At 37.0% G+C, this 21,639-nt stretch carries 20 protein-coding genes; 11 read left to right on the top strand and 9 right to left on the bottom strand.

Annotated elements, in window-relative coordinates; translation table 11 throughout:
- Nucleotides 1-105: 105 nt before the first annotated feature.
- Complete coding sequence (locus tag AAEU33_RS11440; RefSeq protein WP_172279244.1) at nt 106-399, top strand: hypothetical protein; 294 nt, start codon at nt 106-108, stop codon at nt 397-399.
- A gap of 212 nt (nt 400-611) precedes the next feature.
- Here AAEU33_RS11440 and AAEU33_RS11435 read toward each other — a convergent pair whose 3' ends face one another.
- The 5 genes from AAEU33_RS11435 to queA form a co-directional block, all read right to left on the bottom strand.
- Nucleotides 612-1,589, bottom strand: coding sequence for a polyprenyl synthetase family protein (locus AAEU33_RS11435; RefSeq protein ID WP_172279246.1), 978 nt, complete (start codon nt 1,587-1,589; stop codon nt 612-614).
- Nucleotides 1,590-1,663: 74 nt separating this feature from the next.
- Nucleotides 1,664-2,542, bottom strand: coding sequence for a hypothetical protein (locus AAEU33_RS11430; protein WP_345987575.1), 879 nt, complete (start codon nt 2,540-2,542; stop codon nt 1,664-1,666).
- Nucleotides 2,543-2,672: 130 nt separating this feature from the next.
- Nucleotides 2,673-3,599, bottom strand: a complete 927-nt coding sequence (locus AAEU33_RS11425; protein WP_172279250.1) for a sterol desaturase family protein — start codon at nt 3,597-3,599, stop codon at nt 2,673-2,675.
- A gap of 75 nt (nt 3,600-3,674) precedes the next feature.
- On the bottom strand, nt 3,675-4,709 hold the full coding sequence (gene rlmN / locus AAEU33_RS11420; RefSeq protein WP_172279252.1) for a 23S rRNA (adenine(2503)-C(2))-methyltransferase RlmN: 1,035 nt from the start codon (nt 4,707-4,709) through the stop codon (nt 3,675-3,677).
- A gap of 100 nt (nt 4,710-4,809) precedes the next feature.
- The gene (gene queA / locus AAEU33_RS11415) at nt 4,810-5,859 is read right to left on the bottom strand and encodes a tRNA preQ1(34) S-adenosylmethionine ribosyltransferase-isomerase QueA (protein ID WP_172279254.1); all 1,050 of its coding nucleotides are present in this window, start codon (nt 5,857-5,859) and stop codon (nt 4,810-4,812) included.
- A 178-nt stretch (nt 5,860-6,037) separates the two neighbouring features.
- Here queA and AAEU33_RS11410 point away from each other — a divergent pair, with 178 nt between their 5' ends.
- From AAEU33_RS11410 to AAEU33_RS11385, 6 genes are all read left to right on the top strand, one after another.
- A complete protein-coding gene (locus AAEU33_RS11410) occupies nt 6,038-6,730 on the top strand; it encodes an AIM24 family protein (protein WP_172279256.1) in 693 nt (230 codons plus the stop codon).
- Between the two features lie 69 nt (nt 6,731-6,799).
- Nucleotides 6,800-8,335 carry a hypothetical protein gene (locus tag AAEU33_RS11405; RefSeq protein WP_345987572.1) on the top strand — a complete coding sequence of 512 codons (1,536 nt, stop codon included), beginning with the start codon at nt 6,800-6,802 and terminating at the stop codon, nt 8,333-8,335.
- A gap of 91 nt (nt 8,336-8,426) precedes the next feature.
- Nucleotides 8,427-9,500: a serine hydrolase domain-containing protein gene (locus AAEU33_RS11400; RefSeq protein WP_345987570.1), complete on the top strand. Its 1,074-nt coding sequence runs from the start codon at nt 8,427-8,429 to the stop codon at nt 9,498-9,500.
- Nucleotides 9,501-9,599: 99 nt separating this feature from the next.
- The gene (locus AAEU33_RS11395; protein ID WP_172279263.1) at nt 9,600-10,991 is read left to right on the top strand and encodes a Gfo/Idh/MocA family oxidoreductase; all 1,392 of its coding nucleotides are present in this window, start codon (nt 9,600-9,602) and stop codon (nt 10,989-10,991) included.
- Nucleotides 10,981-11,892, top strand: coding sequence for a sugar phosphate nucleotidyltransferase (locus AAEU33_RS11390; protein WP_273648518.1), 912 nt, complete (start codon nt 10,981-10,983; stop codon nt 11,890-11,892). Before AAEU33_RS11395 ends, AAEU33_RS11390 begins: the two co-directional genes overlap by 11 nt.
- The gene (locus tag AAEU33_RS11385; protein ID WP_273648519.1) at nt 11,883-12,917 is read left to right on the top strand and encodes an aminoglycoside phosphotransferase family protein; all 1,035 of its coding nucleotides are present in this window, start codon (nt 11,883-11,885) and stop codon (nt 12,915-12,917) included. Before AAEU33_RS11390 ends, AAEU33_RS11385 begins: the two co-directional genes overlap by 10 nt.
- 53 nt (nt 12,918-12,970) lie before the next feature.
- Here the strand turns inward: AAEU33_RS11385 and AAEU33_RS11380 are convergent, their stop codons facing one another.
- The 3 genes from AAEU33_RS11380 to AAEU33_RS11370 form a co-directional block, all read right to left on the bottom strand.
- Nucleotides 12,971-13,462 carry a DNA-deoxyinosine glycosylase gene (locus AAEU33_RS11380; RefSeq protein ID WP_345987568.1) on the bottom strand — a complete coding sequence of 164 codons (492 nt, stop codon included), beginning with the start codon at nt 13,460-13,462 and terminating at the stop codon, nt 12,971-12,973.
- Nucleotides 13,463-13,515: 53 nt separating this feature from the next.
- Nucleotides 13,516-15,510 (bottom strand): S9 family peptidase, encoded by a 1,995-nt coding sequence (locus AAEU33_RS11375; RefSeq protein WP_345987566.1) that lies wholly within the window; start codon nt 15,508-15,510, stop codon nt 13,516-13,518.
- A gap of 238 nt (nt 15,511-15,748) precedes the next feature.
- Nucleotides 15,749-16,093: a phage holin family protein gene (locus AAEU33_RS11370; RefSeq protein WP_172279273.1), complete on the bottom strand. Its 345-nt coding sequence runs from the start codon at nt 16,091-16,093 to the stop codon at nt 15,749-15,751.
- A 224-nt stretch (nt 16,094-16,317) separates the two neighbouring features.
- Here AAEU33_RS11370 and AAEU33_RS11365 point away from each other — a divergent pair, with 224 nt between their 5' ends.
- Entirely contained in the window at nt 16,318-16,569 is a 252-nt protein-coding gene (locus AAEU33_RS11365) for a hypothetical protein (protein WP_345987564.1), read from the top strand.
- A 285-nt stretch (nt 16,570-16,854) separates the two neighbouring features.
- Here AAEU33_RS11365 and AAEU33_RS11360 read toward each other — a convergent pair whose 3' ends face one another.
- Complete coding sequence (locus AAEU33_RS11360; RefSeq protein WP_345987562.1) at nt 16,855-17,865, bottom strand: LacI family DNA-binding transcriptional regulator; 1,011 nt, start codon at nt 17,863-17,865, stop codon at nt 16,855-16,857.
- Nucleotides 17,866-18,029: 164 nt separating this feature from the next.
- Here AAEU33_RS11360 and AAEU33_RS11355 point away from each other — a divergent pair, with 164 nt between their 5' ends.
- The 3 genes from AAEU33_RS11355 to AAEU33_RS11345 all read left to right on the top strand — a co-directional run bounded on the left by AAEU33_RS11355 (nt 18,030) and on the right by AAEU33_RS11345 (nt 21,637).
- A complete protein-coding gene (locus tag AAEU33_RS11355) occupies nt 18,030-19,466 on the top strand; it encodes a mannitol dehydrogenase family protein (RefSeq protein ID WP_345987559.1) in 1,437 nt (478 codons plus the stop codon).
- A gap of 6 nt (nt 19,467-19,472) precedes the next feature.
- Complete coding sequence (locus AAEU33_RS11350) at nt 19,473-20,819, top strand: MFS transporter (RefSeq protein ID WP_345987557.1); 1,347 nt, start codon at nt 19,473-19,475, stop codon at nt 20,817-20,819.
- Between the two features lie 83 nt (nt 20,820-20,902).
- A complete protein-coding gene (locus tag AAEU33_RS11345; RefSeq protein WP_345987555.1) occupies nt 20,903-21,637 on the top strand; it encodes a hypothetical protein in 735 nt (244 codons plus the stop codon).
- The last annotated feature ends 2 nt before the right edge of the window (nt 21,638-21,639 follow it).

The raw sequence follows: 21,639 nt of genomic DNA, 5'->3' as shown, positions 1-21,639 counted from the left end.
ATTTTGCTAATATACACTTTTTAAATTAATTTTAATTTTTAATAATCTTTTTTAAAAATTTGATAATAAGGCAAATTGTGTTTTATTTTAAATAAATTTGTATAAATGGAAAAAAAATCACCTCATATATTAAATGCATCTAGCAATCTTTTAGGATTTTCTCTGATTATAATCACTTCATTGAAAATCACTAAAATCAGTGGTAGTACGTATCTGGACGAATTTGCAGGTGTTGCTTGTATACTTTTTGCCTGCAGTTGTTTTTTTTCATTTCTGGCCATCAGAACGAAGAATGAAAAAAGAGAAACCAAGTTTGAGAACATTGCGGATTATTTATTTTTAATCGCTTTATTCTGCATAGTCCTGGCAGTTATTATCGTAACCATAAGAATAATGTAATCATTTATCCCGAATTGAAAGATAAACATTAAGTAGAGTTGAATATAAATGAATATTTAGGCCATATAATCAAATTCACTTTATTTTAAGATAATCTGATTATAAAAGCATTTATAGAATTTCCCAACGGATGGCAATTACAGAGAACAATAACAGGAAAAAACCGCTTTAAGGATTAATTATTTACGGGAGATAAAAAAGTACCGACCCTTTTAGAATTTTCTTTCGATCACATAATCCAGCATGCTGTGGAGTGATCTTTTAGCATCTGAATCGGGGAATTCATTAAGCAGGTCTTTCGCTTTTTGCTGGAAATCTTTCATTACACTGATAGCATAATCCAGACCACCCGAGCTTTTAACAAAAGCGATAAGCTCTTTTACACGCTTCTGATCATTATTATAGCGTTTGATCGTATTGAGATAGTATTTTCTGTCTTTTTCACTTGCTATTGTAAGGGTATGGATCAAAGGAAGTGTCATTTTCTGTTCCTTAATATCAATCCCCACGGGTTTGCCGATAACATTTGAACTTAGATAATCGAACAGGTCATCTTTAATCTGAAAAGCCATTCCGGTATAAGTTCCAAAGTCCTGCATTCTTTTTGCGAGCTTTTCATCAGCGTTATTTGACAAAACACCTATTTCACAACAGGCGGCAATCAGGGTTGCTGTTTTCTGACGGATAATTTCATAATAAACATCTTCAGTAATATCAAGCTTTCTGGCTTTTTCCAATTGAAGAAGCTCTCCTTCAGACATTTCCCTGATGGTCCTTGAAATAACAGAAAGTAAATCATAATCTTTATGGTCGGTAGACAACAGAACTGATTTCGATAAGAGATAATCCCCAACCAATACTGCAATTTTATTCTTCCATAAAGCATTAATAGAGAAAAAATTTCTTCTTTTAAAACTTTCATCCACTACATCATCATGGACCAATGTTGCGGTATGGATCAACTCTATCATCGAGGCTCCGCGATAGGTCTTTTCTGTAACTTCACCTACCAGTTTTGCGCAAAGAAATACAAACATAGGACGCATCTGCTTCCCCTTGGTCGTAACAATGAAACGTGTCACTTTATCCAGTAAAGGAACTTTACTTTGCATAGATTCATAAAACTTTTGTTCGAAAAGTTTCATTTCTTCATTGATCGGTTGCTTGATTTCTTCTACGATGTTTGCCACAATCTGTGAGTGATGGGTAAATAATAATTAATATTCACAAAGATAATTTTTTTCAGGCAATTTTAGTAGAAAATTCAATCTTTGAATTCTTCTTTTGGAATAAAATACAGACTCTGCTTTACAGTTCCGAGTGGATAACGGAATTTCTCCCCGGAAATATAGACGCCTTTTTCATCTACGGCAATTCCTTCGATCTGCCCGATTGAGGTAGCACTTCCCAGATAATAGTGCTTTAATCTCTCTTTAAAAAAGATTCCCGGCTCAGTTTCATTAAAAATATCAAGGAAAACTTCTGTTTTTTTGGTGTATCCAACCAAATAGAGTTTATGATCAAAATAAGCAGCATCCGTTACTACAAAACCTGTTTTATAAGTTTCTATTTTTTCAGCTTTCTGCTGTTCATCCGCCTCAGGATCGATGGTATAATGTGAGGTTGCTTTTGCGGACCATTCTTTGGTAAAAATATGCAGTTTACCATTCAAATAAATCATCGCTTCCGCATCGAAATCATTATTGGTGTTTTTGGGGACAAATTCTTTTTGTTCAGGATAATAAAAAGAAAGGGTTCTAATAGAGTCGTTTTCCATCCTGCCATTAGAAAAAGGGACTTTGTAAATTTCAAGGTCTTTTCTTGTTCCTGTATTATTTCCAAAATCTCCGATATAGAAATGAGAGTCATCATGAGTAAGCGCTTCCCAATCTTTATTTTTAGCTTTAATTTTCAGGATATTCAACACCTTTCCTGAGTCCTTGTCTATTTCAAAAAGCTCCGGGCTATTACCACTATCATTAAAAGTATAAAGTTGACCATTAAAGAAATCCAATCCGGATGTTTCTTTAACCCCATCTTCCAAAAAGGCTGTCCTGTACCTTTTTATTTTAAGAAAATCTGTCTGTTGGGAAAATGAAGTCTGAAAAAACAGAAATACAAAGATGAGGATAACCTTTTTCATTGAATAAAAATACTAATTTACCGGTTTAGCATAGCAAAATTGATGCTGTAAACGGTGCACTTATCATATTGCTAAAATAAAACGGGCTTTTGGGCCCGTTTTACTGATTAAAAAAGTTGTTTGAAAAAATTTATGCTGACTTTTTATGTTGTTTGCGGATTTTCCTTGCAAAGTAATCTTTCTGATATTGCCTTACCGTCTTTCCTGTACCGTCATGTCTCCAGCCGGGAGAATTGAAAATATAATTGATCCGGTCTGAGAATTTCAATCCCGGTTGTTTGATATCTTTCCATATTTTTCGCCATTCATAGAACAGTACCGTATCAGGTCTGTCATCGGGCATTTTAGGGTATATCCCGTATTTCACAGGAATATTCGGATCCTCTTTTTCAAAAGTCCCGAACATTTTATCCCAGATGATCAGGCACATTCCCATATTTCTATCGAGATATTTGATGTTGCATGCATGATGTACACGGTGATGGGATGGAGTCACCAGAATATGTTCCAGGAAACCCATCTTTTTTACCGTTTGCGTATGAACCCATGTTCCATATACCTGTCCGATAGCGTACACTACCATAATATGCCATGGATTGAATCCTAAAAAGGCAAGCGGAGAAAAATAGAGGTACCGGTACAGCGGTTGTAAAACAGGACTTCTGAATCCAGTTGTCAGGTTAAAGTATTCGGAATTGTGGTGGGTAATATGAACTGCCCAGAAAGCCCTGGAATGATGATCTACATAATGAAGCACATAATATGCAAAATCCGTGATAACAAAGCAGATCAGCCAGTACCAGATGGTGAAATCCCAAGAGAAAAGACGGTGATTGTAAAAGAAAAACATCACTCCCATTGCAAAAACCTTCATTACCAGATCCAAACCAAAATTCAGAAGAGCTAAAAAAACGCTTGTTGCTACATCTTTTTTATTATATAGTTTAGCCTCGGAAACGTGGCTATAAATCATTTCAGCTAAAATTACGGTGGCATGAAAGGGAATCGCCCAGGCATAGACATTTTCTAGTCCATCTTCACCCAAAAAGTAATTCATCGTTACTAATTTTTGTACAAAGGTAGGACATTCTGAAAATCAGAGTCCCATTTTGGATAATTTTTTAAGGAAATTTTAATCGGTCGTCTTATTGGCCAATTGTCCGCATGCGGCATCAATATCTCCACCTCTGCTTTTTCTGATCATTACTGTGATACCCGCATTTTCAAGCTGACGAACATAATTTTCTTCTGCCTGTTTATTGCACTGGTCATATTTACCATCACCGATCGGATTGTACTGGATAAGATTAACTTTGGAAGGAACCTGCTTGCAATATTTGATCAGCGCTTTGATATCTTCATCACCATCATTAATGCCTTTCCACACACAATATTCAAAAGTGATCACGTTACCGGTCTTTTTGTACCAGTATTGAAGAGCCTCCATAATATCAGTTAAAGGAAACTTATCTGAAAAAGGCATGATTTCGTTTCTCTTGGATTCTATTGCAGAGTGAAGCGATAATGCCAGTTTTACCCTAAGGTCATCATCGGCAAGCATCTTGATCATCTTTGGAATCCCGGAAGTAGAAACCGTAATTCTCCTTGGAGACATCCCCAGACCTTCAGGCTGGGTAATTTTCCGGATCGCTTCTACCACATTTTTGTAATTCATCATTGGCTCTCCCATTCCCATAAAAACGATATTGGTAAGAGGGCGGTCGAAATACATTTTGCTTTGACTGTCAATAAGTGCAACCTGATCTACGATCTCGGCAACTTCAAGATTTCGCATTCTTTTTAGTCTTGCAGTAGCACAGAATTCACAGTTTAACGAACATCCTACCTGTGAGGAAACACAAGCGGTAGTTCTTGTTTCTGTAGGAATCAGAACAGATTCTACCATAAGACCATCGTGAAGTTTTACCCCATTTTTAATGGTTCCATCCTTACTTTTCTGAAGCAGGTCCACAGATACCGGATTGATGGTATATTCTGCTGAAATTCTGTCACGAAGCTGTTTTGAAAGATTGGTCATCTCATCAATAGAATGGAGGTTTTTACTCCACAACCAGTCATAAACCTGTTTCGCGCGAAATGGTTTTTCTCCTAAAGTCAAAAAGTAGTCTTTAAGCTGGTCCAGTGATAAAGTTCGAATATCTTTCAAAATAGAGTTGAGTATAGATTTTAAATTATAAATTTTAGATTAAAATCCCCAAACGAAGTTAGGGCTTAATCTAAAATTTATAATCTATCATTTAAAATTATTATAAAATAAGCATTGCGTCCCCGTAAGAATAGAACTTATACTTTTCTTTTACGGCTTCTTCATATGCATGCATTACAAAATCTCTTCCAGCAAATGCCGCAATCATCATAATTAATGTAGATTTTGGAGTGTGGAAGTTTGTAATCATTGAGTTGGCTACTCCGAATTCATGAGGCGGATAGATGAATTTATTTGTCCAACCGTTGAACGCAGAGATTTTTTTGTTGGAAGAAACAGAAGTTTCCAATGCTCTCATTGTTGTAGTTCCTACAGCACATACTCTTCTGTGTCCTTCTACTGCTCTGTTGATGATTGCAGCATTTTTCTCATCAATGATGATTTCTTCAGATTCCATTTTGTGTTTGGAAAGATCTTCAACCTCGATCGGGTTAAATGTTCCCAGGCCTACGTGAAGAGTTACTTCTGCAAAATCGATTCCTTTGATCTCCAATCTCTTCATCAGATGTTTGGAGAAGTGTAATCCTGCAGTCGGTGCTGCTACTGCTCCTTCTACTTTTGCATAGATCGTCTGGTATCTTTCAGCATCTTCAGGCTCTACAGCTCTTTTGATATATTTTGGAAGCGGAGTTTCTCCTAATTCTTTTAATTTTGTTCTGAACTCTTCATAAGAACCATCGAATAAGAATCTTAAAGTTCTTCCTCTTGAAGTGGTATTATCGATAACCTCAGCTACCAAAGATTCATCTTCTGTAAAGAACAATTTGTTTCCAATTCTGATTTTTCTTGCAGGATCTACCAATACGTCCCAAACACGTGTTTCTTTATCAAGCTCTCTTAAAAGGAATACCTCAATCTTAGCACCTGTCTTTTCTTTATTTCCATAAAGACGCGCAGGGAAAACTTTAGTATTATTGAAAATAAACAAGTCCTTCTCATCGAAATAATCCACTACATCTTTAAACAACTTGTGTTCTATAGTTTCGGTTTTTCTGTTAAGAACCATAAGTCTGGCATCATCTCTATGCTCGGACGGGTGTTCTGCCAATAGTTCATCAGGAAGGTCAAAATTAAAATCGGATGTTTTCATTTTTTTAAATTACGGTTTAAAAATTATTGAAATTACTGGTGTAATTTTCGGTGTGCAAATATACGACATTGAACCCCCCTTTGTCAAGCTTTATTTGATAAAGCTGTCAAATGGTTAATAATCACTATGTATTTTGGTCTGAAAAAGATGTAATTTGGTCGCACAAAATTGATTAATTATGAGCAAATATTCGTTAGAATCATTCATTAAAGAAACCAAAGAGAATCCTGAAGAACGGGACTATTTTGAACTTGAAAAACCTCAGCTTTTAGAGATAAACCTTACCAATCAATCGGTTTGGACTAAAAGGGGAAGTATGGTGGGCTACATCGGAAATATAAATTTTGAAAGGCAAGGCATGCTTGCGGGAGGTATCGGAAATCTTCTGAAAAAAGCAATCAGTGGTGAAGGTACGAGATTAATGAAAGCAGAAGGCACAGGAAAACTGTATGTAGCTGATTCAGGAAAAAAAGTACGTATCCTTTACCTGAATAATGAAGCATTGTGTGTGAACGGCAACGATGTCCTGGCCCATGAACAAAGTATAAAAAGTGATATTACCATGCTTAAAAGTATTGCAGGAATGCTGTCGGGCGGATTATTTCAGGTAAAACTTTCCGGAACGGGACATGTGGCTATTACAACCCACGGAGAACCTTTAACGCTTATGGTAACTCCTGAAAACCCTGTTTTCACAGATCCTAATGCCACAGTTGCATGGTCCGGGAATTTAACTCCTGAACTTAAAACAAATGTTTCTTTTAAAAGCCTGATGGGTAGAGGAAGTGGTGAAGAATTTCAGATGAAGTTTTCAGGAAACGGATGGGTTCTTATCCAGCCCTATGAAGAAGTATATGCGATCGAAAAATAATAATGTCCACAATCGGCTATAACCAAAATTAACTTCATATTTTTATTAAGCTTTAACGCCGAAAATAAAATGAAAAAACTTTTAAAAATATTTTTTGCACTGATTCTTCTTCCCAATTTGGCAACTGCCCAATCGTCAAAGAAAAACTATCAATACAATATCGATCTCATTCATACAGATAATGACCAGGTGACGGTTTCTTTTACTCCACCCAAAAATAAGCTGGAAAAAGGTAAGTTTATTATACCCAAACTCGTTCCCGGATTTTATCAGCCCCTGAATTTCGGGCAATATGTTTCCGATGTTACAGCAATCGATAAAAAAGGGAAAAAAGTGGTTACGGAACGCTTAGATACCAACAGCTGGTTAATCCACGATCTCAGGTATGTAAAAAAGATATCCTATCGTGTTGCCGATGGCTGGGATTCCCTAAAGGAGCATACAGAAGGAGCAAAGTCAGCAGGAAGTACTTTTAAAAAAGATAGTGTTTTTGTGATCAATTATAATTCATTGGTAGGTTACTTTGAGGAAATAAAGGATAAACCATATGAAATCAGCATTAAGAAAAATAAAGATTTTTATGCTTCTTCTGCGTTGGATTATGAAAGAAAAAATGACAGTACAGACATCGTTAGGGCAAAAAATTACAGAAGCCTCGTAGATTCTCCTGTACTGTATTGCGTTCCTGATACGACCTGGTTAAAAATAGGTACCACTGAGGTGCTTGTATCATTTTACAATAAAAAGGAACGGCATTATTCCAAAAAAATAGCAGATCATATAAAGACGATTTTAGAAAATCAACAGGCCTACCTGGGTGGAAAATTGCCTGTTGAAAAGTATGCTTTTCTGATTTATTACGAATCTTCAGATAAAAATGGGTTTATGGGAGATGGCCTCGAACACTCCAGGTCGACCGTATGTCTTTATCTTTCCGGGAATATAGGCTATCTGCCGGACGCATTGGACAGGGTTGCCTCTCATGAGTTTTTCCACATTATCACTCCGCTTCATATTCATTCAGGGGAAATCCAGCATTATGATTTCTTAAATCCTTCGATGTCGAAACATCTCTGGCTGTATGAAGGTATGACGGAATACGCAACGATACACATGCCCATAAAGCAAAAGATGATCGGTATTCCTGAATTCGAAAAAAAGCTGGAAGAAAAGATAGCCGGTATGAAGGAGTTTGATCCTCATTTGTCCTTTACCGATCTGAGTAAAAACGCTATGGAAAAACAGGACCAGTACATGAACGTTTATCAGAAAGGCCCATTAATCGGGTTATGCCTGGACATAAGATTGCGTGAGCTTTCGGGTGGAAAAACGGGAACCCAGGATCTGATGCAACGCCTTATGCAAAAATATGGAGAGGATCGCTATTTCAATGACAATGATTTATTTGATGAAATTACAAAAATGACTTTTCCGGAAATCCGGGATTTTTTCAGGGATTATGTAGAAGGAACAAAACCACTTCCCTTAAAAGAATACCTTACCAAAGCCGGTTTCGCCTATGATGAAACTACGGGAAAAATTACCGCCTTAACTCATCCTGATCCGAAGCAAATCGCATTAAGAAAAGCCTGGATCGGCCAATAAACTGTATATAGGTAAACTCACCGAAAATACTTTTCCTCATGGATTAAAAATATTGAGTTTCAAAAATTGTTCTTTATTAAAACTGTTTACTATGAAAAAAACCTTTACCACATTTCTTTTATTAGCAATAAATGTGGTCTATTCTCAAATTTCAAATGTGGAAAAAGTAATTGATACCAGTGTGAAAAATGATAATTTCAACGGAGCAGTTCTGATTGCCCAAAATGGCAGGACCGAATTACTCTCGTATAAAGGATTATCCAACAGACATTATAACATCAGCTTTTCGGACGAAACCAGATTTCATATATTTTCTCTCACCAAGTCATTTACTGCCGTCCTGATCATGCAGCTATATGAAAGAGGTAAAATCAACCTGGACGCTCCCATTGCAACTTATCTTCCGGATTACAAAGGGGAAGCCGCTAAAAAAGCAAGCGTAAGAAACCTTCTAACCTATAGCAGTGGTAGATTTAATAAGGACATCAGTTCTCCGGAACTCATTCACGAGGCATATGACAATACAATTTGGAACCTGGATGATTTTATCAAAACCTTTCTCTCTGAAAAACTAATCGATAAACCCGGAACAAAATTCAGCTATAACAATGGTGATTATATCCTGCTTGGAAAAATTATTGAAAATATATATGGTAAATCTTTTGAAGAAGTTCTGAAAGAGCAGATCCTGGTTCCTCTTAAAATGAATAATACAGGTCTTTTGCACCACAATGATATTATCCAGAGTATAGATGACGGATATTCGGAAACAGATTCGGACCCGTTTGCTCTTCATACCCCAACCAACACCTATATCGACAATTTTTATACGGCCGGGGGCATGTACTCCACTCCCAAAGATCTTTTAACCTTTGACCAGGCCGTTTTCAATCATGTTTTATTAAAAAAATCAACTGTAGACACTATGCTTACTCCTTATAAGGAGCTTGGGGATACTGCTTTTAGCTTTTGGGTTTATCCTAAAAAATTCGGAAATATGAGCACCCTTTTTGTAGAACGTCAGGGTGAAGGTTATGGACATAGTGCGAACTGGGTGCATTTACCTGAAAAAAACCTGACGGTGATTATTCTGTCCAATACCAAAAACATCAACTACCTCAACAAAATGAGAGAGAGGCTAATAAGTGCATATTACGGACAATAAATAAAAATAAAATCAATTTTAAGAGTAAAATGATTCACTGGTTATTGATATTTTAATATCTTTAAATTTAAATAACATATTTAATCAAAAATATCATTTATGGATAATTCACGTAGAGACTTCATCAAAACAACTGCATTAGCTTCATTCGGAGCACTTGTTTTACCTCATTCTTTATTTGCCTATTCAAAAGGGTTTGTATCTGATAAAAAAGTAAGAGTTGGTTTTATAGGAGTCGGATTACGGGGACAGGAGCATGTGAAGCTATTGGCTAAAAGGGACGATGTTGAGATCGTTGCTTTTGCAGACCCTAGTCCAATTATGTTATCTGCCAGCCAGAAAATCTTAAAAAGCAATGGTAAACCGGAGGCCCGTGAATTTTCAAATGGTGAATATGATTACAGAAATCTCCTGAAACTTGGCAACATCGATGCGGTTGTTATCGCTACTCCGTGGGAATGGCACCTTACACAGGGAGTTGAAGCGATGAAGGCTAAGAAAATTGTTGGAATGGAAGTATCCGGTGCCATTAAACTGGATGACTGCTGGGAATTCGTAAAAACTTATGAGGAAACAAAAGTTCCCATTTTTATGATGGAGAACGTATGTTACCGTAGAGATATCATGGCTATCCTGAATATGGTCCGTAAAGGAATGTTTGGAGAATTGGTCCACGGAAGAGGAGGCTATCAGCATGATCTTCGCGGGGTTTTATTTAATGACGGTGTTACGCCTTACAATTCCGGAGCCGAATTCGGGGAAAAGGGTTTTAGCGAAGCAAAATGGAGAACGGAACATTATGTAAAAAGAAATGGAGAACTTTATCCTACGCACGGCCTAGGTCCGGTTTCCGTTATGATGGATATTAATCGTGGAAACCGATTAACACGCTTATCTTCATTTTCTTCAAAATCCCTCGGCTTGCATCAGTATATTGTGGAACATCCGAAAGGAGGTCCCAACCATCCTAATGCCAAAGTGAAGTTTAACCAGGGAGACATCGTTACGACACAAATAGCTTGTGCTAACGGAGAAACTATTCTTCTGACACACGATACCAGCTTACAGAGACCTTATGATCTTGGATTCAGAGTGCAGGGAACTGACGGAATCTGGCAGGACTTCGGATCAGGAGGCGCAGATCAGGGACATATTTATTTTGAAAAGATAATGAATCACACCCATAAATGGGATAATACCGAGAAATGGATCAAAGATTACGACCATCCGATGTGGAAGAAATTTGAAAGCAAAGCAACTGGCGCAGGACATGGTGGAATGGACTTTTTCGTTATGAACACCTTTATTGAATGTATAAAACGTAATATAGAATTCCCTATGGATGTATATGATCTTGCCACCTGGTATGCAATCACACCGCTCAGCGAAAAATCAATTGCTAAAGGAGGACAGGTTGTTGAGATCCCTGATTTCACAAAAGGACAATGGAAAAATCGTAAACCTATATTCGGAATGACAGATGAATTCTAAAAAAACACTTCTCATAGTAGCCGGAGGCTTAGGCACCCGCTATAAAGGCCTTAAACAAGTAGATGGAATATTGGGCAATGGCTCTCCTATTCTGGAATATTCTATTTATGATGCTCTAATGGTCGGCTTCAATAAAATTGTGATTATTATTAATCGTTTCATCCCTGAAAGCTATATAGAAAGGCTGGAAAACATTTCCAAAACCAACAACTTTGAGTTGCAATGGGTCTATCAGGATATGGATAAATACATTCCTTCAGGGTATGATTATTCGTCCCGGGAAAAACCTTGGGGAACAGGCCATGCCGTACTTTGTGCAAAAGAATATATTAGTGAACCTTTTGTAATGATCAATGCAGACGATTTTTACGGTAAAGAAGTTTATCAGTTAGCATCGAGTGAAATCGACAATCAAAATGTTTCTGATTCCCAATTTGAACTCATTGCCTATCCGCTTTCTACCACGTTAAGTAACAATGGTACGGTAGCCAGAGGTATTTGCACGGTGGATGATGATCATTTTTTGCTAAAAGTAGAAGAGCAGACTTCCATCCGAAAAGAAAATAATACTATTGTCTATACCGATGAAAACGGGAAAGACATAGAAGTAGCACCAGATACTTTGGTTTCTATGAATTATTTTATTTTCCATCCCATTATATTCGATTCATTAGAAATCTATTTTAAGGATTTTATTACATCCAATCCACAACCCAAAGAAGAATTTTATATTCCTACTGCTCTGCAGAAAATGAACGAGGAGAATACAATCAAAATTGCAGTCAGAACCTCGCCATCTCATTGGTTGGGAATGACCTATCCCGATGATAAAATTATTCTAAAAAGTTACCTTGAAAAAGAAATCCAAAACCAGCGATACCCTGAAGATCTATGGAGCTGAAGAATATTATCTCAAAATTTATAGGCACTGACAACTGTACAGTTACTCAGATCAATAACGGTTTGATCAATACTACCTATTGTGTAGAAAATAATCAAAACCGGGAAAAGTATATTTTACAGAAGATTAATACACAAGTCTTTAAAAGGCCGGAGCAGGTTATCAACAATCATTTGAAAATAAATAAGATTCTTAAAGAGGGTCAATATCATTTCAAAATGACACAACCGATTGCTTCGTCTTCAGAGGAGTTTTTAATCAGGGATGGAAATGGAGATTCATGGCGAATGACCAGCTTCATTGATAACAGCATTACCTTTCTTACTGTTCCTTCAGCAGAAACAGCTTCCAAGGCAGCAAGAGCTGTGGGTTATTTTCTTAGCATCATTAACACGCAAAGTCTTCCCATCATTGAAGATCCACTACCCGATTTTCTCAATTTTGAAAAGAGACTTACCGACTATAAAATTTCATTAGAAAGCGGATCATCTTCTTTAAAAGAAAATGCAAAAGCTGAAATAGAAATGATGAACCAATTGTTGTGGTTACCTGATCAATGGATCAAAATGCAAAATAATGGCCAACTTCCTAAAAGAATTGTTCATGCAGATGCGAAAATCAGTAATATTCTTTTTGATCAGAACCATGACCCGATGGCTATAATTGACCTGGACACAATCATGACTTCTACTATTCTCTATGATTTTGGAACCATGATCCAATCATACACCAATACCACTAATGAAGATGATGGAACAGCTCAAAATAATTTCAATTCAGAAATTTTCGAATCGGTAAAAGAGGGCTTTCTATTTCATCTTAAGGATCTATTGACTCCAGACGAGTTTGAAAATCTTGATTATTCCGCACAGGTGGCTATCTACATTCAGGGGCTTCGTTTTCTTACAGATTATTTAAATGGAAGCACTTATTATTCTACAACCTATCCGGAGCATAATCTCGACCGTACGAAGAACCAGCTGGAGCTTCTCAGGGGTTTACGCAGTTATTTAAAAGTAGATTAAAGTGCACATCTTATGATGATGTTGCTGGAGCATAAAGGAAATAAGGAAGGAGGTTATTTTAGAAATTCCATGATCTTTGACCATCCTTCTAATTTCTTTTCCAACGAAATGGTATGCAGCGGGCTTGTCGAAGGCAGCAGAATCACAGGAAGCCGATATTTTTTTCCTAAAACTTTCTGTAGGTTTTTATAAGATTTTCCTCCATTACAAAATATGGCAGTGATATTCGGATATTGTTCTAAAAGTTCTTCAATCTGATTGGCTTCTTCATTTCTGATCTCCGAATCAAGACTTCCTTTTCGCTCACAGGAATCAATCACATCCCAAAGTGCGATGTGGTGTTTCTTCAATGTTTCAATCCTTACTGTATAATCTTCCGTAAATTTTTCATGAAGCAGCTCAAAAATAATCTTCCAGAATTTATTTTGAGGATGTGCATAATATTGTTGTTTTTCCAATGATTTGACCCCGGGAATAGAACCTAAAATTAAAATTCTGGAATGGACATCAATAATAGGAGGAAATGAAGAAATACGGTTTTGCATAATTCAAATATAAAAAAAACGGGCCAAAAGCCCGTTTTCGTTTTTATTGTTTGTTATAAAGTTTCTTTTAACCAGTCAAAGAATTCTCTTTGCCATACCAAACCATTTTGCGGGTGAAGCACCCAGTGGTTTTCGTTCGGGAAATACACTAATTTTGTTTTAAGGCCTCTTAATTTTGCTGCCTGGAAAGCCTCTTGTCCTTGCTCATAAGGCACACGGTAATCTATTCCTCCTTGGACAATCATGATCGGCTTATTCCATTTTTCAACAAAATTGCTAGGGTTAAATTCTGTATAAGCTTTTGGAAGCGGCTTCTCCCATGGAGACCCTAAATCCCAGTTGGCAAACCAGAGCTCTTCAGTGGTCAGATACCATGATTTCATATCAAATAGCCCGTCGTGAGCAATAAAGGTCTTGAATCTGTTATCGTGAATCCCCGCAAGCATAAATACACTGTATCCTCCATAACTTGCTCCTACTGCAGCTACTCTTTGTCCGTCCACATAAGGTAATGTCTTAGCATAATCTGTAGCGGCAAGATAATCCCTCATAGGTTGTCCACCCCAGTCTTTAGAGATTTCTTCATTCCACTTTGTTCCCCAGCCCGGCATTCCTCTACGGTTCGGCGCAACTACAATGTATCCGTTAGCCGTCATAAGAGCAAAATTCCATCGTACACTGAAAAACTGAGTCAATGCAGATTGAGGCCCACCCTGGCAATATACCAAAGTAGGATATTTTTTATTCGGATCAAAATTCGGCGGATAATGGAACCATACTCCCATTTCTTTTCCATCCGATGTTTTCACCATTTTTAGTTCAGATTTCCCTTGAGCCAGTTTGGAATAAGTATCTTTATTGGCTTCCGTAACCTGTTTCATTTCACCGTTTTTAATGTTTACAGAAAATAAATCTGTAGCATGGTTGACATCGGTTCTGCCTACCAATAAGGTGTTTTTATTATCAGCAAAGATTTCATTTACATCAAAATCTCCTTTTGTGATCTGTTGAACCTTTGCATTTTTAGGATCTAAGGAAAACAATTGTTTTGTTCCTCTGAATGCTGCCGTAAAATAGATGGTTTTGGAATCACCACTCCAGAAAACATCACCGGAAACACTTTCGTCCCAACCTTTTGTTAGGTTCTCTGTTTTTCCGGACTTCCAGTCCATGATTTTCACATCATTTTTATCCGCTTCATAGCCATCTCTTTCCATGCTCTGCCATACCAGTGATTTTCCGTCCGGACTGAACTTTGGATTTACGTCATAACCTTTATTTGATTCTGTAAGGTTCTTTGTAGCACCGGAAGTCAGATCATAAGCAAAAATATCCGTATTTGTACTTGTAGCATACTCTTTCCCGCTTTTAGGCTTGGTAACATACAAAAGCTGAGAAGAATCAGGACTCCAGATGAAATCCTCAGCTCCACCGAACGGCCTCTGCGGAGAATCCCATGTCTTTCCTTCCAGTAAGTCTTTTGATGATTCCACTTTATCTGAAGTATTTACTACAAAAACATGATTGTATTTTCCTTCATTGAAATAATCCCAGTGTCTGTGGTTCAAGTCAGTATACACCTGTGCTGTTGTTTTAGGAGTATCGCTGTATTTATCTTTCCCCATTACTTTCTCCACTAAAACCTGCTTGCTGAAAGCGATTTTCTTTCCATCAGGGGAAATTACAATATTATCAACCTCACCGATGGTATAAAACTCCGTCCAGGTTTTTCCGTTATCTTTAGAAAGGAATATCTTATCTCCTTCCTGTGCGTAAATTCCATTCTTATCCCACTGAATAAGAGCTTTTTTACCTAAGTCTAATTTTGAAGACTGATTATTGATAACATTAAGGAAATAGTTTTCGTTTTTCGTTTTCTCTGTTTTCAGATCTACTTGTCCTACTTTATAAATAAGTGAAGACTGATCAGGTGAAACTGCCTGTACTCCCACTTTTTTCAAAGTCCAAAGAATTTCAGGCGTCATTAACTGTTGTGCATTCATTAAAAGTGGGGCTGCTAAAGCCAGCAGGCTGTACTTAAGTTTCATAAATTGCTTTTTAATTCAAAGATTGCCAAATTTAGTACTTAAAATAAAAATATGCGAAGGAATTAACAATTATCTTGTTTTTTGTTAAAGTGATGAATTGATTTACCTGTGATACATTTGATGATAAGACGCTTGTACAGTTGCTATTTATGTTATTTATATCCTTTTTGATGGACCCAATAAAAAATCCGCCAGCTCAACTGACGGATTTATATTGTTATGCTATACTTCTGTGAGCTTAGTCCCCATCTGAGAACATAGAGTTGGCCAATGAAGTGATCAATGATAAGGCGATACTGAAAATGAATGCCCACCAGAATCCATCTACAACCATACTGTCTATGAAATAATCTGCCAGAAGGATGATCAATGCATTAATTACTAAAGCAAATAATCCTAGGGTGATGATCGTTAAAGGAAGTCCCAAAAGACTTAAAACAGGTTTTACAATTAAATTTAAAAGTCCCAAAACAATCGCGAAAATAATCGCAGATGAAAAGCCTTCAAAATGTACTCCAGGTAAAATTTTCGTTAAAAGAAACGCAACAAGCGCAGTAATCAGTAAACGGATAATTAAGTTCATATGTTAATATTTTTAATAGTTTGTATACAAGTATCAAAACTCATTCCATCGGATCTCGGTTTGAATGATTAATAAAAGTCTTTATCCATCACGAATTGCTAAAGTTTATATTTTCAATACAATAAGGGAAAACACTGATTTTTCAAAAATGGGTATTTTCCCTTTGCGTTATGATCTTTTTATTCCTGAATTTTAAGTCTGCAAACCCCTTAAAAATTATGATCATGGACGCAACACACACAACCAATCTCACCAGAGTTAATGCAGGAAAAGATTCATCCTGGCACATTCACAAGGATCACCTGAAGTATTCCAATATTCAAAAAACAAGAGTGGACTTTAATGGACGGAGCCTTGAAAAAATTATGCAAAAAATTGCAGACAACGCATTTATTAATGCGCCTTATCTACAATCTGATGAGCAAAACCGCTATTACCAGGAATGCCTTAGATGGATTGAAGAGAATTATGATTAATCAATTTTTTTAAATGGACAAATTGCCTAAGGTATCCTTAGGCATTTGTTTTTTTGGCAAGTAAGACGGCTGAAGTAAAAGTTACGTGTCTTTTTTTTAATTTTATAACAGCTAATAATCTTATATGAAAAAAGAATACACCCATTATTTCAGATATATTATGCTTGCTTCTATCCTACTATTAATCATATCAATGATAGTGCAGGTTAATCTGTTGGTCATTAGTGCTCTTTCCGTGGTTTTTATTTTATCTCTTATTCTTGTGCTTGACCAAAGCGAGTAGATTTAAATAACGGTGGATGCCCTATAAATCAATTCGGTTTCCATAATAACCGTCTGATCAGGTGATGACGCATTTTGTATTTTTTCCAGCACGAGACGGGCAGCGGTTTCTCCCATTTTTTCTAATGGTTGCTGTACAGTTGTCAGCTGTGGATGCACAATAGTTGCGAGTTCTGTTCCTGAAAAACTTGCAATCGCTATTTCTTCAGGAATTTTTATATTCTGCTCATGAAGATAATTCATTGCACCAATAGCTAATGTATCGGAAAAGGCAAAAATACTGTCGAAATGGATGTTTCTGTTTAATAGTTCCTGTACTGCCTTTCTGCCATCTTCAAAAGTCATTCCCTCTGTAGAAACAATCAGATCAGGATCAGTAAGACTATATTTCTCCATAATACGTTTGTATCCGTTCACTCTTTCAGTTACGTTCCTTATCGTTAAAGGCCCCATAATGTGTGCGATCCTTTTTCGTCCCGTATTAATCAGATGCTCCACTACTAATGATGCTTTGATCTGATCATCTACGATCACCCGCGAAGCCTGTATTGATTTCCCGGGTATCCTGTCAAAAAATACCATGGGAATATCATTATTGATCAGCTTTTTGTAAACTTCTTCATTAAGACTTTCATGACAAAGATTAATAATGATCCCGTCCACATTGAATTCTTCTAAAAGCTTAAGATTCTCTCTTTCTATCAATGGATTTTCATCCGATTGTGTTATGATAACACGATACCCTAACGGATCCAAAATATTCTGAATCCCCTTCAGAACTTTTGAAGAAAACGGTGTGATCATTTCCGGTACCACCAATCCAATATTTTTGGATTTTCCATACTTTAAATTCAAAGCTGTTGCATTGGGTTTATAGCCCAATTTCGTTGCTGCTTCCAATACCCTCTTCTGAGTTTCCGGGTTGATATTTTTATCATTAAGCAGTGCTCTTGAGATGGTAGAGGTAGATAATGACAAAAATTTCGACAAATCTTTAATGGTTACACGCTTCATCAGGGACTCTTTTTTATCAAAAATAACAAAAAAATAAGCAAATGGGAACGTTCCCAAATTCTGGGAACGTTCCCATTATCAATTTCATAACAAAAAATACCGGGCAATAGATTTATTAATATAAGTTTAGCAAACGATTAACATTCAATTAAAAACTATAATATATGACTCCCAATTCTTATCCCTATCACCGTGAAAATATTAAAACCGGCATTGTACATATTGGTGTTGGAAATTTCCACAGGGCCCATCAGCAGTATTACACCCACCTTCTGCTGGGAGACAAAAATCAACAGCAATGGGGAATCTGCGGAATTGCCTTACTTTCTTCTGATGAAAAAATAGTACGTGATTTAAGATCCCAAAATCTGGACTATACCCTTACGGTTTGTGGAAGGGATGGAAAAGATGAAATCTATACCATAGGTTCACTCACAGAGTTGATATGGGGAGTGGAAGATCCCCAGGCAGTAATTGCTAAAATCGCTGATCCGGCGATAAAGATCATCAGTCTTACCATTACGGAAGGAGGATATAATCTCAATAAAGAAACGAATGAGTTTAATCTGAATGACAGCCACGTACAAAACGATTTACTGAATCCGGGTACTCCTGAAACGGTTTTTGGATTTATAGCAGAAGGTCTGCGATTGCGTAAAAAAAATGGAGCCGGAAGTATCACGATCCTTTCTTGTGATAATCTTCAGCATAATGGCAATACCGCTAAAAGGGCATTCACCAGTTTTATAGAAGCTCAGGATAAAGATCTTGGAAACTGGATCAAATCCCACGTTACATTTCCGAACAGTATGGTGGACAGAATTACACCTGCTACCACAGCCAAAGATATTGAAAGGCTTAGTGAAAAAAGCGGCTGGAATGATAAAGCCCCCGTTTATTGTGAAGATTTCATCCAATGGGTGATAGAAGATCAATTTATCGCAGGAAGACCCGAATGGGAAAAAGCCGGCGTAGAATTCACGAATGACGTCACTGCTTTTGAAAACATGAAACTCAGTCTCCTGAATGCTTCGCACACCCTATTATCCTACCCTTCTTTCTTAAAAGGCTACCGCAAGGTAGATGAGGCCATGCAGGATCAAAGTATTGTAAAGCTAATCAGGGATTTTATGAATATAGATATTACACCATATGTTCCGGCACCTGCCGATACTGATTTAGATCTTTACAAACGTACACTGATAGAAAGGTTTTCCAATCATAGCGTAAGTGACCAGGTGAGCAGATTATGCTTTGACGGTGTTTCTAAATTTCCGGTATATATTATGCCCAATCTCGCAAAAATAATCAGTGATGGAAAAGATCTTATGCGTCCGGCATTTCTTATAGCTTCTTACAGGCATTATTTGAAATACAAAACAGACGATAAAGGTTTTACATATGAAATTGGCGAGCCATGGCTGACTTCGGAAGATGAAATTTTAATCCAAAGTGATAACCCCATTGATTTTTTAAATCTTTCTGCCTTTAAAAGCATCGATTTGAGAGAGGTAAATGCATTTACCGGTCTGTACTTACATTTTGTTGATGATATTAAAAATCAGGGGATCGCACCTGTTTTAGAAACTATTGTAAACTAAAGTATTATGCAAACAAATTCCGAAATAAAAGCTTTGAAAATAAAGTCTGACAGCAGTATCCTTCCATTTGCTATTATTACTTTCATTTATTTTATTGTTGGTTTTCTGACAACTGTTAATGAACAGTTGCAGGCTCCTTTAAAATTTACTTTTCTGGCTCATGCGGGAGGTCTGAAAAATACCTTCACTACGCTCATCTCTTTCTTTTTCTTTTTAGGATATTTGTTAAACGGCACTTTAGGAAGCAAATGGGTCAATGCCTTTGGATATAAAAATACGATCCTAAGAGGTTTATTTTTTATGATCTCCGGATTGATGATGTATTTATGTTCTTCGTGGGTGGGTTATCAGTTTCCTTCGGTGGATTTCAGGATCGGTGATGCCGTTATTCCCTTTGGGTTTATCATTTTTGTAGCCGGATCTTATTTAATGGGAACTTCTGCAGCAATTATTCAGGTGGTGGTAAATCCTTATGCTGCCTCTTATCCTTTAAAGGGGACACAGCCCGTACAACGACTGAATATTTTAACAGCCATCAATTCTATTGGTACGACCTCAGCACCTTTCTTTGTGACCATCGTGATGTTCAGTGGTATCTCCATTGAAAATATTGAAATAAAACAGCTGCTACTACCTCTTTCTGTACTGATCATCTGTATTGTTACGGTGATGGCTATCACCAAGAGACTGCATCTTCCTGATATTGAAAATACGAGAGCCGTTGCAGGAGAAAAACTGGAAAGAAGCATCTGGTCATTCCGCCATTTTGCCCTGGGTGTAGTTGCCATTTTCTTTTATGTAGGAACCGAAGTTGCCATCGGAGCCAATATCAACCTGAATGCTTTTGAGCTTATGGAATCGGGAAAGCCGATCACTTTCTTCGGAAAAACGGATATTATTATCGGCGGAATGGACCTTGGAATTCATGCCTTATTATCTACTTTATATTGGGGAGGCTTCCTTGTTGGAAGATCTATTTCCAGTTTTTTCAGTAAGATCTCAGCGAGAACACAGCTTGCAACGACAACAGTTCTTGCTACCATCCTGGCGATTACTTCAATGATCACCCAGAACCTTTGGTTCCTTGTTGCCATCGGTCTTTTGCATTCTTCTATGTGGAGCTGTATTTATACACTTTCTATAAAGGGTCTTAATAAATATACCTCAAAAGCATCCGGTGTATTCATTTCTGCTGTATTTGGCGGTGCGGTATTTACTTTACTTCAAGGAGGACTGGCTGATCTTTTCGGCTCATGGAGATGGACCTGGATATTAACGGTCATCTGTGAACTGCTTATGCTTTCTTATGCACTCTTCGGATCTAAGATCCGGGAGAAAGATATTATTAACTAACCATTCATTTCTTTTATACATTCCTTTTTTCCGGTATTCATTTACCGGACAGGAATGTTGTAATCAAAAAGACACTCAGCATTATGATTAAAATTAAAAAGTTGATGATTATTTCCATCATCATTGGAAATTCATTGGTTTATGGCCAGAAACTGCATTCTGCATTGCAGCTCAGAAACAGTCATTTGTGGCGAGGTCAGGAAGTTTCCTCAGGTTTCATCTATACCGGTGATGTTCATTTAGATGGTAAGAATTTTTACGGAGGATTCTGGGCCGGAGGAAATGCAAATGGCTCCTATAAAGAGTTTGACAATTATATTGGATACAAAAATAAGCACCTTATGGTGGAACTCTGGGATATTTATAATTTTTCACCTGGTGCCACTTATAACAACAAAGAATTTTTTAATTACAATGCAAGTGAAACAGGGCGCTTCTGGGATTTCAGGTCATATTATACAATAAGTGAGAAACTTCCCTTAGTCTTAAGCTGGAATACTGTAGTCTTTGGCCGGGACCGGGATAGGGACAATACACACAATAAATATTCTTCTTTTGTTTCAACAGAATATCCTTTCTATACAAAAGAAAGCCTCTCGGTACGAGGGAGGATCGGATATTCATTTGCCTTACATAATCCCACAGGTGAAAAAGGAAACTTTTTTGCTAAAGAAGCAGGTTTTAATGAGATAAGTCTGATCATTACCAAAACATTTTCCATTGCGGGTTATCAGCTTCCGGTTGGAATCTGGGGAATGTTTAACCCTGTAGGAAATAATGCTTACCTGCAGTTTTCTGTTCAGGCTTATTCTTTTTAAAT

This window comes from Chryseobacterium sp. Chry.R1, assembly GCF_039645525.1.
GTDB classification, from domain to species: Bacteria; Bacteroidota; Bacteroidia; order Flavobacteriales; family Weeksellaceae; genus Chryseobacterium; species Chryseobacterium proteolyticum.
This window is presented reverse-complemented; position numbering and strand designations above follow the sequence as displayed.